16 protein-coding genes are annotated in these 15,070 nt (G+C 26.8%); 3 read left to right on the forward strand and 13 right to left on the reverse strand.

Features of this window, described 5'->3' with window-relative positions:
- Positions 1-21 precede the first annotated feature (21 nt).
- The 13 genes from AVBRAN9334_RS00450 to AVBRAN9334_RS00510 all read right to left on the reverse strand — a co-directional run bounded on the left by AVBRAN9334_RS00450 (position 22) and on the right by AVBRAN9334_RS00510 (position 12,878).
- The gene (locus tag AVBRAN9334_RS00450; protein ID WP_336606716.1) at positions 22-1,239 is read right to left on the reverse strand and encodes a flavodoxin family protein; all 1,218 of its coding nucleotides are present in this window, start codon (positions 1,237-1,239) and stop codon (positions 22-24) included.
- Complete coding sequence (locus AVBRAN9334_RS00455) at positions 1,239-1,889, reverse strand: hypothetical protein (protein ID WP_336606717.1); 651 nt, start codon at positions 1,887-1,889, stop codon at positions 1,239-1,241. The genes AVBRAN9334_RS00450 and AVBRAN9334_RS00455 overlap by 1 nt, the downstream gene beginning before the upstream one ends.
- Positions 1,889-2,659, reverse strand: a complete 771-nt coding sequence (locus tag AVBRAN9334_RS00460) for an ABC transporter substrate-binding protein (protein WP_336606718.1) — start codon at positions 2,657-2,659, stop codon at positions 1,889-1,891. The genes AVBRAN9334_RS00455 and AVBRAN9334_RS00460 overlap by 1 nt, the downstream gene beginning before the upstream one ends.
- 8 nt (positions 2,660-2,667) lie before the next feature.
- Positions 2,668-3,414 (reverse strand): ABC transporter ATP-binding protein, encoded by a 747-nt coding sequence (locus tag AVBRAN9334_RS00465; protein WP_336606719.1) that lies wholly within the window; start codon positions 3,412-3,414, stop codon positions 2,668-2,670.
- Positions 3,407-4,387 carry a FecCD family ABC transporter permease gene (locus tag AVBRAN9334_RS00470; RefSeq protein ID WP_336606720.1) on the reverse strand — a complete coding sequence of 327 codons (981 nt, stop codon included), beginning with the start codon at positions 4,385-4,387 and terminating at the stop codon, positions 3,407-3,409. Before AVBRAN9334_RS00470 ends, AVBRAN9334_RS00465 begins: the two co-directional genes overlap by 8 nt.
- A 3-nt stretch (positions 4,388-4,390) precedes the next feature.
- Positions 4,391-6,355 (reverse strand): TonB-dependent receptor, encoded by a 1,965-nt coding sequence (locus tag AVBRAN9334_RS00475; RefSeq protein ID WP_336606721.1) that lies wholly within the window; start codon positions 6,353-6,355, stop codon positions 4,391-4,393.
- 4 nt (positions 6,356-6,359) lie between these two features.
- On the reverse strand, positions 6,360-6,752 hold the full coding sequence (locus AVBRAN9334_RS00480; RefSeq protein ID WP_336606722.1) for an ExbD/TolR family protein: 393 nt from the start codon (positions 6,750-6,752) through the stop codon (positions 6,360-6,362).
- Positions 6,736-7,335, reverse strand: a complete 600-nt coding sequence (locus tag AVBRAN9334_RS00485; protein WP_214116978.1) for a MotA/TolQ/ExbB proton channel family protein — start codon at positions 7,333-7,335, stop codon at positions 6,736-6,738. Before AVBRAN9334_RS00485 ends, AVBRAN9334_RS00480 begins: the two co-directional genes overlap by 17 nt.
- 589 nt (positions 7,336-7,924) lie before the next feature.
- Positions 7,925-8,317, reverse strand: coding sequence for an NfeD family protein (locus AVBRAN9334_RS00490; RefSeq protein ID WP_214116980.1), 393 nt, complete (start codon positions 8,315-8,317; stop codon positions 7,925-7,927).
- A complete protein-coding gene (locus tag AVBRAN9334_RS00495; RefSeq protein ID WP_214116983.1) occupies positions 8,314-9,216 on the reverse strand; it encodes an SPFH domain-containing protein in 903 nt (300 codons plus the stop codon). Before AVBRAN9334_RS00495 ends, AVBRAN9334_RS00490 begins: the two co-directional genes overlap by 4 nt.
- 15 nt (positions 9,217-9,231) lie before the next feature.
- Positions 9,232-9,807, reverse strand: coding sequence for a formate dehydrogenase FDH3 subunit beta (fdh3B, locus tag AVBRAN9334_RS00500; RefSeq protein WP_214116984.1), 576 nt, complete (start codon positions 9,805-9,807; stop codon positions 9,232-9,234).
- A gap of 2 nt (positions 9,808-9,809) precedes the next feature.
- Positions 9,810-12,662 carry a formate dehydrogenase subunit alpha gene (locus tag AVBRAN9334_RS00505; RefSeq protein WP_336606723.1) on the reverse strand — a complete coding sequence of 951 codons (2,853 nt, stop codon included), beginning with the start codon at positions 12,660-12,662 and terminating at the stop codon, positions 9,810-9,812.
- 18 nt (positions 12,663-12,680) lie between these two features.
- Complete coding sequence (locus AVBRAN9334_RS00510) at positions 12,681-12,878, reverse strand: twin-arginine translocation signal domain-containing protein (protein ID WP_336606724.1); 198 nt, start codon at positions 12,876-12,878, stop codon at positions 12,681-12,683.
- 127 nt (positions 12,879-13,005) lie between these two features.
- Here AVBRAN9334_RS00510 and coaE point away from each other — a divergent pair, with 127 nt between their 5' ends.
- Genes coaE through AVBRAN9334_RS00525 form a run of 3 tightly spaced genes read left to right on the forward strand, consistent with a single transcriptional unit; the run spans position 13,006 to position 15,069 of the window.
- Positions 13,006-13,638, forward strand: a complete 633-nt coding sequence (coaE, locus tag AVBRAN9334_RS00515) for a dephospho-CoA kinase (protein ID WP_336606725.1) — start codon at positions 13,006-13,008, stop codon at positions 13,636-13,638.
- The gene (gene dapF, locus AVBRAN9334_RS00520) at positions 13,625-14,374 is read left to right on the forward strand and encodes a diaminopimelate epimerase (protein WP_336606726.1); all 750 of its coding nucleotides are present in this window, start codon (positions 13,625-13,627) and stop codon (positions 14,372-14,374) included. The genes coaE and dapF overlap by 14 nt, the downstream gene beginning before the upstream one ends.
- Positions 14,368-15,069 (forward strand): dUTP diphosphatase, encoded by a 702-nt coding sequence (locus tag AVBRAN9334_RS00525; protein ID WP_442862412.1) that lies wholly within the window; start codon positions 14,368-14,370, stop codon positions 15,067-15,069. The genes dapF and AVBRAN9334_RS00525 overlap by 7 nt, the downstream gene beginning before the upstream one ends.
- Position 15,070 lies beyond the last annotated feature (1 nt).

A 15,070-nucleotide genomic window follows, 5' to 3' on the forward strand; every position in this document is an offset into this window, starting at 1 on the left:
AAAATAATCAAACATAGAATTTCAATTTGCATTATTATGTAATTTATGCGGCATATTTAATCTAACTTCAGCAGCTTTATTATTAGAATCTATATCAAAAGCAGCACCAAAGCCTTTTACAAATCTACCTGATTTTATACTTAATTGTATAAAATGAAAATCTAGCATTTTGCTAAAAATATTTACCTCATTTCCATATTTTTCTTTTAAAACTTCAAATAATTCTTCTCTTCTATCATCAACTATTTTTGCATTTACTTGATATTTGAGCCTTTTTCTTGCAAATATTGTTTTAGCTTTACTCTCGTCTTCTAAAAACATTATTTCTATATTGTTAGGGTTGTTTTTAATACTTGAAAAATGTTCAGCAACTTCGCTTATGAAAATAAACATTTCATCATTTTTAAAAATTATTGGAGCATAAGAGCAAATAACTTGATTATCTTTGCTAACACTAGCAATATTTACACTTTTAAAAGAATGTTTAAAATTTTTTATTTCTTCATCTAAATTATTAGAATTTATTTTTGTTTCGCTAACTAGTTCTATTACACTATAATGAAGTGTATCTTCACTAGCCTTAGTTTTATAATCTAAATGTAAAATTTCTCCATCATACAAAATATCCATTCCGCTATAAGTTATATCTATTAACTCCACATTTTGAGCATCTTTATTTGTATGATGCTTTACTAGTCTAAATAAAGAATCTTTATGGTCTTTATTCATATGTTCTTTTGCTTGTTGTAATTTCATGATTTTTTCCTTAATATAAATTGTAAAGTTTTTTGTTATTTTTAAATCGTTTTCATCGGGATGTTTTTTGCTATTTTTCCATAATTTCTCCTTTTCTTTTGTAATAATATAATTAGGGTTTTCTTTAGCTAATTTTTTTGCATTATTTATATATTCATCACTAATAGCTCCATTTACTGCTTGTATGCCTAGCACTTGATTATTTTCATTAAAAATATTAAAAAACATTTCTTTTTTATTTTTTATATACTCGCTGTTTTTATCTGCTCCACAAGTAAAAATTATGCCTAAAATCTTATTTTGTATTTTTGGCATATTGCTTGTGATATTGCCTTTTTCTAACCAAAATACTAAGAAAATATACTTATGCTTATCAATGTCTTTATAATGCTCTAAATTAAAGCAATCAATATTTAAAAGTTTAGCGATTTCTAAGGCTATTTTTTTACTGCTATTATTTTTGCTAAGATATAAAACAACCATTAATTCATCCTATATTCTATATTTTTTAAAAATACACAGCCTAAAGCTTGATTATCTAGTATTTTGTATTTCATATCTAAAATTAGTTTTTTTGTATGATTTGCAAAGAAGTCATTTCCAGTAATGCTTAAAATATTTATTCCGCTGTTTGAAATGCTAAATCTAACGCTAACTTTACTTATCCTTTCAAGTTTTAACATTTTTGCTTTTTTAGGATAAGAATTATCAAGTTCATTAAAAATTATATTGCTTTTGCAAAATTGTGAATTTGTATTTTTAGGATATTCTTTAACCATATTAATCTGATTGTTAGTAATAAGATTTTCTTTAGTTTCTTCTTTGTTTTCATTTGCTGTATTGCTTGTGCTTTTAGTATCTTGTTTTGCTTCTTTTTTAATTTTTACTTTTTTATTTGCTTTTAAATTTGTATTTTTTATATTTATTTCTTTTTGTATAACTTGCTCTGATAAATTATTTTGTTGGTTGAAAATCTCTTCTTGAAGGATTTTTTGATTATTTACAAAATCTTCTTTTTTTGTTTCAATTATTTCAATATTAATTTTTTTATTATCAATTATAATTTCTTCAGTGCTAAGTGGTATCGTTAGTGCGACAATGTTTATTATCAAAGAAATTATAAAAAATCTCATTATAATTCCTTTGACAATTCTTTCATATTTATAATAATTCTCGGACTTGCCCTAAGTATTGATGAAGAATTTGTTTTTATTAGATTATTGTTTTTGAATGCTTTAGTATGTTTTAAAAAATTGCTTATAATTTTTAAATCTCCGTCATTAAAATAAAAAATATAATCAGGATTTTTACTTATTATATATTCTTTATTTACTATTGGCGTTTGTTCTTTTAAATCACATATATTTTTCATACCAAAAGCTTTAATAACATCATTTGCTAAATTGTTATCACAAAATAATATTATAGGGTTTGATGAGAAAATAAACATAGCTGTTTTATCTTTTGCAAGATTGTGAAATTCTTTAATTCCTAATTCAAATTCTTTGATGATTTCTTGCGCTTTATCTTTTTTGTTTGTAATTTCTCCTAATTTAGCAATATTGTTTTTTAGCTCTTTGAAAGAATTAGCTTTAAAATCTAAAATTTTTATATTAAATTCTTTTAATTTTTCTAATCCTAATGAATGTTGACTTGTTATTACAACATCAGGTTTTAATTCTATTATTTTTTCAATGTTTGGTCTTGTGTATGTTCCTACGCTTGGTAATAGTTTTGTTTTATCTTCTGGATAAATGGTAGAAGTGGTGGTGTTAGCTATAGCTAAAATATTATTAAAACTATCTAGCTCATATAATATTTCTACAGCACTAGGTTCTAAGACAACTAATTTATTTGCATTTAAATTAACTAAAATTAATAAACTTAATAAAATTTTTTTCATTTTTTCTCCTAAAATATAACATTTAAATTATTTTTATTTTCATAAATATCACAATCAAATTCAAAAATATTTTTAATGTTTTCTTTATTAAAAACTATTCTTGTTTTGTCGTAAAATAAAATATTTTTATCTTTAACAAAAGCTATCTCATCACAAAATCTAATACTTGTGAATAAATCATGTATTACCATTAATATAAGCAAACCATCCTTTGCTAAGTCTTTTAATAATTGCATTAAAAATATAGAGTAATTAATATCAAGTGGAGCACAAATTTCATCTAATAATAAAATTTTTGGTTTTTTTATTAAAGCTCTTGCTAACATTACTTTTGCAAATTCTCCACCACTTAAATTATTAGTAAGATTATTTTTATAGTTTTGTATATTTAAAAATTCCATTATTTCATCAAGTTTTTTGTAATCATTTTGTATATAAAATGAATTGTTTTTACTAAATAAGCCCATCATTATAAAATCACTCACGCTAATAGGCATAAATTGATTTGATTTTTGTGGAACATAAGAGATTAAATTACTTAAATCTTTATGATTTAAGAGTTTTAGATTTTTATTTTTAAAACTAATTTCGCCTTTATATGAAAGCAAATTTATTATGCATTTAATTAAAGTGCTTTTACCACAACCATTTTTACCCATTAAACCTATAAAATTTGATGAATTAAAATTTATATTTAAATTGTGAAAAATTATTTTGTCTTGATACGAGAATGAAAAATTTTTAATTTCAAGCATAGTTTTTCCTTAAAGCTAAATATATAAATAAAGGAACTCCAAAAAATGAAGTAATAATGCCTACAGGAATTTCTATGGGATATAATATATTGAATGCTAAGTTATCACAAAATAATAAAAAAATTCCTCCTATAAATATTGAATATGGAATTATTATTTTATTAGATGAAGTTTTAAAATACATTCTTAATGTGTGAGGGATAATTAAACCAATAAATGCTATCAACCCGCAAAAAGCTACAGAAAAAGCAACTGCAATGCATGCAATTATTAAAAATAATTTTTTACTTTTACTTGCATTAAGCCCTAAAGAATTAGCTTCTTCATCTCCACATAATAATAAATCAAGTTCATATCTTTTAATATAAAAATATAAAATACATATTATGCTTGCAATATATACAATTACTACTATATTCCAATTTGCATTACCTAAGTACCCCATTAGCCAAGCACTTATTTTAAAACTATCTTCTCCTATTAAATATATAAAAAAAGATGTTATAGATGCTAATAGTGTTGAAGTGGCTATTCCTAAAATTAATAAAGTTGCCATATTTTGATTTTTTTTATAAATGGAAAATATAAAAAATGTAAAAATTATGCAAGATAAAAATGCAAAAAGTCCAAAATAAATCTCACTTAAATTAAACATAAATGCAATTAAACTACCAAATGTAGCAGCAGATGCTATTCCTATTATATAAGGATCAGCTAGTGGATTTAAAAAACATCCTTGAATAACCGCTCCACTACTAGATAATAAAGCACCAACTATAAATGCTAATAATATTCTAGGTGCTTTTAATTCTATGAATATTTGATATAAAATATCTAAGTCGTTTAAATCATTATTTAAGCTTATTAGTCTATATAATGCTTGAAAGCCGAAATTAGATTGAGGCGAGCTAACTCCAAGCGATAATAACATACATAAAATACTAATTAAAGCTAGAAATAATGATTTTTTCATTGTTTAAAATCTCGCTTTTACTTGCATATAATAAGTGCTTGTAGGTGCAACTTGGCAAGTTTGGCCACTGCAGTTTAGATTGTATTTTGTATTAAAGATATTTTTTGCTTCTAAACTTAAACTTATATTTTTGGTAAAGTCATAATTTAGTCCAACATCAACTAAAGAATAAGCTTTCTTTTCTAATTGTTTATTGTTGTTTAAATAATCCCAATTTGTTTTAGAATAAAATCTATAATCAGCATTTACGCTTAATTTGTCAGTTATTTTATAATTTGCTCCTAGACTGATTTTGTAAGGTGATACATTTGGTATTTTTTGCCCTTCTTTGTATTTGTTTAAATTGTCTTTAACCACTTTTGCATCAATATATGAAAAGGTTTCAAACAGGTTTAATCTATCATCAAGTAAGCTTTGATTTAAGCTTATTTCAACTCCATATCTTTTTGTTTTAGCAATATTTTCATAAGTCCATTTAACAACAGGATAATGGCTCATATTTACATTTATTTCATTGTTTGTTAGGGTATAAAATAAACTTATACTTGCATATTGGTCAAATACTAAACCTTTTAATCCTAATTCATAATTTAAATAATCTTCTGATTTTAAATTATTAATAGAATAGTTTTTTCCATCAGCCTTGTCGGTTAATTCGTAAGGAGATGGAGAGTTAAACCCACGTTCAAATTTAAAATACACACTATTTGTATCCATAAATTTATGAGATAAAACAATATTTGCACCATAGTTGTTTGTGTTTTTTGAATCGTTTATTGTAGCTATTCCATCACTTCTATTTATATTGTATTTAGAATTTTCAAGTCTTGCACCAATATCAATTCCAAACGGATTAAAATCTAATTGTTCTATTGCATAAATAGAATGAGTATCTTTTTTAACTATATTTGTTGTTGTAGAAGCTCTTTTGCCTTTTGCATATAAATATTCATATCCTAATATTGTATTTGAAAAATCATAGTTTAGTTTTGCTTTAGCATTAGCCCCTATTTTTCTATCAAAAAATTGTTTATCTTCATAGTTATTATCTTGCAAATAAGCCATAAATTCTGTTAAAATATTTTCATTAATTTCATTGCTATATTTTAGATTATAGTTCTTTCTACTGCTAGTTTTCGTTGAATCTTGACTTGCTAGAATTTGATTTTTGCAAATAAAGCCAAATCTTGAAATTTCATATTGAGTACAAATTATTCCTTCATATCTTCTATCTTGTTCAATTTCTTGCTCGGTTAAAGCTTGACTATTTCTATATTCATTATGCATATAATTTGCATTGATATCTAAATTTTGATAGTCTGTTAGTTTAAATTTAAACCCAATATCAGTATTTAAAAGTTTATTTAAATCTGCTCTTTGATATCCTTTTTCATCTATATAATTAATTCCAAAATGAGAATATATTTTATCATTTATATTTGCACCAGCACTTGCTCCTATACTTTTATGAGAAAAAGAACCAAACCCAAGAGTAAGATTTGCATAATCTTTTTTTAAGCTTGATTTTGTAATTACATTGACAACACCACCACTAGTGCCATTTCCATAAACTACACTTCCTCCTCCAGAAATAACTTCAATTTGCTCAATATCATTTACGCTTATTGTATTAAAAGGAATTCCAAGATGTGATGTATCTAATGCGTTTTGACTAACTCCATCAAACAAGATTTTTACCCTTGCATTAGCTCTACTTCCTTGACCTCTAATATCAATTGCACTGCCTATACCTACAGGATTTAAAGAAACACTAGGAAGATAAGATAAAATTTCTCCTAAATCATGATAGTTCTTTTTATTTAACTCTTCTTTGTTTATGACAAATAAATTTGAGCTAACATCAGCTAAGCTATCACTAAATCCACTATCGCTAATTACTTGAGTATCAAGCAAAGTATCAGCATATAATGCACCAATTAATGAAAATGCTAAAATAGTTTTTTTCATTTTTTTACCTTTCTATATTTAATTTGATTTTATTAATGTTTGAATTTTTAATAATAGATATTGTTTTAATTAAGTTGTCGTAGCTTATTTCTTTATCGGCACTTAATAAGACAATATCTGAAGATTTTATATATTTGTTTATATCATCTATAAAAATTAAATTTTTATTGTTTTTTATGTATAAGTTTAAATCTTTATTTAAAATCACTTCTTTTATATTATTTTCTTTAGTTGTGTTTTCACTATTATTTGTTTTTGGTAGACTTATTTCATAATGCCAGTATTTAGAAAATGTAGTACTTAGCATAAAAAATATAAGTAATATAAAAATAACATCTATCAAATTCAACATAGAAATTTCTATAAATTCAGGTTTTTTTCTATTTATTCTTCTCATTAAAAGCCTTATTAAAATAATTTAAATTAAGGTAGATTTCGTTATTTAAATAATCAATTCTTTTATTGAAAATGATATGAAATACAAGAGCAAAAATAGCTACAATTAATCCGAATGCAGTTGTATATAAAGCTTCACTAATTCCAGCCGCTACTAATTCTTCATTTGCTTCTTTACTAAGAGCTGCAAATGAAGAAATCATACCAGTAACGGTTCCTAAAAGACCAAGTTGAGGACATATACTTATGCTTATACCTAAGATAAAACCATTCTTCTCAAGTTTTTTTATTTCATTAAAGTGAATATTTTCTAATTCAAATTCATTTAAATTATTTTTTTCGTATATATTTATAGCTTTTTGTATACTATTTGATATAGAATTTTTATTTGAACATATATTTTTTAATTCAATTAAATTTTTATCATATATTGCTTTTTTTATTTTGATTTTAAAATTATTATTAAAAGAAAATTGACATAAATATATATTTGTTATTTTTTCTAATATCACAGCAAAACTAAGCACTAAAAGAACAAAAATAGGCCACATAAATAAACCACCAATTTGCATTAAGTTTAACATTTAATACCTTTTTTTAATTTATAATGAAAAGAATTTTCATAATCATTATATAAAATTATTTCTTAAATTGTTTTTAAATTGAAACTAATTTGTTAATTAGCAATTGTGATTTTTAAATTAGCTATTACTTTGATTAATATGTTTAATACTTTTAATTTAGGGTTTTTACTTGTTAAAAATTAAATAAAATTTAAAGAATTTAAAATATGAATCAGCACTAAAAAAGGGGCTAAAGTTTAAATAAACATATTGCTTAGATTTATATTTGCATTTTTAGTTAAAACACGCTTTCTATATACATTAAAATTCGCTCTCATCTCCAACTAAAAGTGTATTTATAATACATACAACAGCATACTTTGTATATTTACCCATTTCACCTTTAATTCCAAATGCTCTATCTCTTGGAAGATAATTTGTATAAATTAAATATAACTTAAATTATGTTTGATTATAAAAAATAATCAAACATAGAATTTCAATTTGCATTATTATGTAATTTATGTAGCATTTATGGTTTAAGTTATGTAATATTATTGTTTGTGGTTGTATTTTATAAATTAAAAAATATTATTGAAAGTTATAAAAATTAATCTTGTTTAATTTTTACTTTATTATTGTGGATTTTTTCAATTTTTACAATTTCACCTTCTTTTAAGGTTAAATTATCAGTTGTTTGCCAAAATGAGCCTTTATAATAAATCATACCATTTTTAACAACGCCTTCGCCTTGAGTATTTAAAAAATCATCGTCATAATTCTCTACTTTTTTAGTTTTAACAAAAAATTTAAAAATTATAAGTAAAACAAGAGATATAACAGCAATTAATATTATTTGTAATTCTAAATCTAATGGCTTTATTAAATTAATTGCACCGACAATAATAAATCCTATAGCAAAAAATATTATATAAAAACTACCGACTAATAATTCTAAAATTCCTAAAAATATTCCTATACAAAGTAAATATAGGCTACTCATTTTTTGCCTACAAATTCTTTTAATACACTTAAAGCTCCTATTAATTCAGTGCTTTCATAAGGAACTAATATTTTATCTTTATTTTCACTTTTTGCTAAAGCTAAAAATGCTTCTACTCTGCCTTTAGCTAATAAAAACTCAGCTGCATTAATGTTTTGTGCCATTGCTTCATTTATGTTATTCATAGCTTCTTTTTGACCTTGAGCTAATGCAATTTGTTCGTATTTTTTAGCATCAGCCATTCTTTCTATTGCTTCAGCGTTTAAAACTTGCTCTTGCTTTAATGCTTCAGCATTTTTTATAAGTGCTACTTTTTGTGCTTCAGCGTTTAATTCTATAGCTCTTTTTTCTCTTTCAGCTTTCATTTGTAAATTCATTGCTTCTTCTATGCCACTAGGAACTGAAATTTCAGAAATTTCCACTCTCATAATTTTTACACCCCAGTTATCAGCAGCATCTCCAAGTGCAATTTGTAAAGCACTATTTAAACTATCACGACTACTTAAAGTATCATCAAGATACATACCGCCAATCTCACCCCTAAGAGTTGTCATAGCTAAATTTGATATAGCTTTTTTATAATTTTCAACATTATAAAATGCCATTTTTCCATTTGTTACTTTTAGAAAAACTATCCCATCAACTAAAATATTTACATTATCTTTTGTAATAACTTGTTGTTTTTCTATATCTATTAGTTGCTCTTTAATAGTAATTATTGATTTAACCATATCAATAAAAGGAAAGATTAAATGAAATCCTCCGCTTAATTCTTTGTGAAATTTACCTAATCGCTCAACTATTACAATATCGCTTTGCGATACTATAATTATAGACTTTATTAAAATGACTATGATTAAAGCTAGTAAAACTCCAACAAAAATTAAAAATTCCATCATCTCTCCTAATTTAAATTAAATAAACATATTACTTAAATTAACATTTGCATTTTTAGTTAAAACACGCTTTCTATATACATTAGAAACTTCGCTCTCATCTCCAACTAAAAGTGCATTTGTAGCACATACAGCAGCACAAATAGGCACTCTTCCTTCGCTTATGCGGTTTTGTCCGTAAAGCTCTCTTTCTTCATCACTATTTGTCTCTTCAGGACCTCCTGCACACATTGTACATTTATCCATTTCGCCTTTAATTCCAAATGCTCCATCTCTTGGAAATTGTGGAGCACCAAATGGACAAGCATATAAGCAATAACCACAACCAATACATTCTTTTTTATCGTGTAATACGATACCATCTTCACGAATATAAAAGCATTTAACAGGGCAAACTTGAGCACAAGGTGCGTCAGTGCAATGCTGACATGCTATTGTCATTGATACTTCTTTGCCTTCAATACCATCATTTAAAGTAATTACTTTTCTTCTTTTAATACCAACAGGAACTTCATGTCCGCTTGAACACGCAACTTGACAAGCAAAACAACCAATACAACGATTTTTATCAACAAAAAACTTCATTCTAGCCATTTTTATGCCCTTTCTATCTTGCAAAGTCCAGCGTTATATTCGCTAATTTGTGTATTTGGATCAAAACCATAATTAGTTACCGTATTTGACATTTCGCCTATTGTATAAGGTTTAGTGCCTTCTGGATAATTGTGGCTTAAATCAACTCCTTGTAAAACACCAGCAAAATTGTAAGGTAAGCAAATTCTATCTGGAGTTACGCTTCTATTATGAATACATTTTACTTTAATTTTAGTTCCTTGTGGGCTATGTATCCACATCATTTCTCCATCACCAATATTGTGTTGCATTGCAAGCTCTGGATGAACATTAGCAAACATTTCAGGTGTAATATCAGCTAAATATTTACTGGTTCTTTCAATCATTCCAGCACCACTTAGATTTACTAAACGCATTGAACTGATAATAATAGGGAACTCTTTGCTCCAATCTTGTTTCATTTGCTCTGATTTAAACATAGTTGTAACACGGAAATTAGGCTTTTCTTGGTCATCAAATGTTGGATATTTTTGCACTAAATCCCATCTTGGTGAATGCACTGGCTCTCTATGTTTTGGAATTTGGTCGCTAAATTCCCAAACTATAGTTCTAGCTCTTGCATTTCCTAAACAACAAGCACTTTTTTCACGGCATTTTTCTAATATAATTCCTGAAATATCTGTGCTCCAAGAATTACCCATTAATTCTTTTTCTTCATCACTTAATTTAATACCAAACACTTGTTCAATATTATCTTTTTTAATTTCAGGATAACCACCTTTAACTTTAGAACCAACAGGGGTAAATGAATTATCAGCTAACTGACTAACTCCATTATGCTCAAGTCCAAATCTATTTCTAAAGCCCATTCCACCTTTTTCATAAGGCACATTTGGATTCCATAAAATAGCAGTTCCAGGGTGTTTTGCATCCCACACAGGCCAAGGTAAGCCATAGTATTCGCCTTTTACATCTCCACCAATACCCATTAAAGTATCAGGGTCAAAATTAGCCCAATTTTTTTGATGCTTTCTTAAACGCTCTGCACTAATACCACGAAGACCAATTGATAATAAACCATTACTCATTTCTCTTGTAGCATCATCAGGCCATTTTGCATCAACATCATCAGGAATTACCTGAACTAATTTATGATTTTGAAGCTCAAGTTTCATACCACGAGTATATTCTTTATAAAAGCCAAATTTCTTAGCAAACATAAACATAATATCTTGATCTTCTTTACTCTCATAAATTGGTTTTATAACTTGATTACGCCATTGCATAGAGCGGTTGGTCGCTGTTACATATCCTTCTGTTTCAAATTGAGTTGAAGCAGGTAATATATAAATTCCATCAGGACGATCTGCTAAAACTGCTACTTCATTTACAAATGGTTCAGCTACTACTATTAAATCAAGCTTTTTAAGTGCTTCTTGAATTTTAACAGTGTGAGCCATAGAAGTAATTCCAGTTCCTTGAACCCAAAGAACTCTAACAGGAGCATTAGTGTAAGTTTTATCTGTTCCATAAGGAGTTACACCTTTAACACCTTGCCACCAACGAGATAAACTAAAGCCTTTTTCAAACATCCAATTTTTGCCACCATTAGCACTATCATCAGCAAAGCGTTTTTGCATATCTTCATAACTAACGCCCCAAAAATTACAAAAATGTTTCCAAGCACCTTCAGCAAGACCATAATAAGCAGGAAGTGTATCTGCTAAACATCCCATATCGGTTGCACCTTGAACATTATCATGCCCACGGATAATATTAGTCCCACCACCTGGCACACCAACATTTCCTAATACTAATTGTAAAATAGCTAAAATACGAGTATTAGAACTACCAACTGAATGTTGAGTAATACCTAATGCCCAGAATAATGTAGCTGGTTTTGTAGTTGCAAATAATTTTGTAACTTGAATTAATAAATCTTCACTACATCCACAAATATCAGCAACTTCGCTAGGAGTATATTTTTTAGCTTCTTCACGAATTAAATCAACACCATAAGTTCTATTTTTGATTAGTTCCTTATCTTCCCAACCATTTTCAAAAATGATATTTAACATTCCATATACAAATGCAATGTCAGTTCCAGGACGAATTCTTACATAAATATCAGCGTGAGCTGCAGTTCTTGTAAAAATAGGATCAACTACTATTAATTTAGCATTATTTCTATCTTTAGCTTGAAGCATATGTTTAAATCCAATAGGATTTGCAACTGCTGAATTAGCACCAAAAATTATCATACATTTTGTATTACCTACAACATCACCAAAATGATTTGTCATAGCGCCATATCCCCAAGTATTAGCCACACCGGCTACTGTTGCGCTGTGTCAAATTCTAGCTACGTGATCTATTGAGTTTGTTCCCCAAAATGCAGCAAATTTTCTAAAATAATATGCTTGTTGGTTGTTAAATTTAGCTGAACCTAAAAACATTACGCTATCAGGACCGCTTTCTTTTCTAATATCTAGCATTTTATCGCCGATTTCATTTACAGCTTGTTCCCAACTAATTCTTTCCCATTTACCATTAACTCTTTTTAACGGGTATTTAACACGGCATTTTGATTTAGTTAAATCAATTTGGTCAATCCCCTTACAGCAATGACTTCCTAATGATATTGGATGGTCTATTGCGTTATTTTGTCTAACCCACACACCATCTACTACTTCTGCTTCGATACCACATCCAGCACTACAAATAGTGCAAATTGTGCGAACACTTTTGCTACCTTCATAAGGCATTTTAACTTTTTCATCTGCCTTTAAAGCTGCGTTTGTTGCACCAAATGCGGTAGTACTAGCACCTGCAACTGCTGCAAGCTTTAAAAAGCTTCTTCTACCTAGATTACGCATTTAAATCCTTTCTATAAATTAATATGCAATTTTATAAAATTTTTCCCAGTGAAGGGTCTTTTTATACAATACTTCTTTTTTCTTTGCACGACCAGATACTACGCCAGAGCCATTATTTTCGCTACTTGTTGCTGCATTTAAACCTACACTAGCAACAGCACAGGTAGCTCCAGCACTTAATGCTTTTTTAAGAAAAGCTCTTCTTTTGTTCTCCATAGCTGTCTCCTTACTAAATTTTTAAAAGTAACCTAAATAATACATTATTGCCTTAAAATTAGGCTTAAGAAAATAAACAAAATTATCTAAGTAAATAATATTATGATAATGATAAAAAGAGTCGGTTTTGATAAGAAAAATTAAGATAAAAAAACACCTATTTTATAAAAATATTTATGTTATCACATCTAGCATTGCTTGTGGAAAATCTACATTTTTAAATATTGCTAAGGAAAATAAAATATTTTGTATTAGTGCTGATGAAATTTCTTCAAAAGTTTTTTGCTACAAATGGAAACAAATTCGTAAAAAATTAAATATAAAAAAATCAAATCTTAAATCTTTAAAAGATAAAAAACAAGCGGTAGCTAATGTGATTTTTACAGATAAATTTGCTAAAAAGAAATTAGAAAAAATAATGCACTCAAAAATCAAAAAAGAAATTCTCAAAAAAATCAAAAAAAATAAAAATAAAATAATTTTTGTAGAAATTCCCTTGTTTTTTGAAAATAGCAATTATAATTTTTTACTTAATAAAATTGTGATTTATTGCCCTTATGAATTATCTTTAACAAGGCTTATGAATAGAAATAATTTAACAGAATTTGAAGCAAAACTAAGATTAAATTCTCAATTACACATAGACAAAAAAATAAAATTTGCAAGTTATTTAATCAAAAACGATAGTAATTTAGAAGATTTTAAAGATAACTCGCTAAAACTTATCCAAAAACTAAAGGAAAAACATGGAATTTCATAAATACTACGCGAATGGAAATGATTTTATTATTTTTCAAACTGATAATTTAGATGAAAATTATTTAAGTAAATTAGCCATAAAATTATGCAATAGACATAGTGGAATAGGTGCTGATGGGCTTATTGCAATCAAAAAAAATGATAAAGATTATGATTTTACTTGGGGATTTTACAATCAAGATGGCTCAAAAGCTAATATGTGTGGCAATGGTGCAAGAGCTGCGGCACATTTTGCTTATACTCAAAATTTAGCAAATAAAAATATGAGCTTTTTAACTGGTGCAGGGATTATTAAGGCGACAATTTTTGATGATGATTTTGTAGAAATTAGACTAACTAAAGCTAAGGTTATACACGAAAATTTAGTGGAATTTCAAAATGTATTTTGCCTAATTGATACAGGTGTGCCACACCTAGTAACTCTTGATGGAGTGCAAAACTACAACGAAGAAAATGCTAAATATTTAAGAGAAAAATATGACGCAAATGTAAATTACGCAACTTTTAAAGATGGGGTTTTGTATGTTAGAACTTATGAGCGTGGAGTTGGAGAAACTTTAGCTTGTGGAACTGGAATGAACGCTTGTTTTTATTATGCTAGAATGCTTAAATTAGTTGATGAAAAGGCTACTATTTATCCAAAAAGCAATGATATTTGCGAAGTGAGTTTTAAAGATGATTATTTATATTTTAAAGCACAAGTTAAAAAAAATTTTAGCACTACGCTTGATTGTTAAATAATTTTGCTAGTATTTTGATATTTTTTGATGTAGAAGGGATGATGAAATTACAATATACTAATGATATGTTAAGCTTACAACAAGCTTTAAATAACGCAACTTGCGGAATTGGTTGGGAAAAAGGTTATACAAAGGAAAATCGCTTAATTGATTTTGCTCGTTGTATTTATATGGAATGTGCTGAACTCGTTGATTCTATGCCTTGGAAACATTGGAAAAGCATAGATGCTAGTTGGGATTTAGAAAATATTCAAATTGAATTAGTTGATATTTGGCATTTTATTTTAAGCCTTGCAATTATGCAAAATCAACAAAAAGAACTTATAAACACGATTTCAGAATTTAAATTCAATAAAACAAATAAAAATTTAAATGATATTTTAGAACTTTCAAGAGAATTAATTCACACAAGTAGTACAAAAGAGCTAAACATAACACAAATTACAGAAATATTTTTAAAGCTAATGTGTAGTTGTGAGTTAGAATTTACAAGACTTTATAAAATCTACATTGGTAAAAATGTCTTAAATAAATTCCGCCAAGATAACGGCTATAAAAATGGAACTTATAAAAAACTTTGGAATGGTAAAGAAGACAATGTAATCTTATATGAACTACTAGAGCAAAATGATATAAACTATGATAGTTTGTATAAAAATCTTAATGAAATTTATAAAAATTTAAAGGATTAAT

It is taken from the genome of Campylobacter sp. RM9334 (assembly GCF_020138145.1).
Taxonomy (GTDB): domain Bacteria; phylum Campylobacterota; class Campylobacteria; order Campylobacterales; family Campylobacteraceae; genus Campylobacter_E.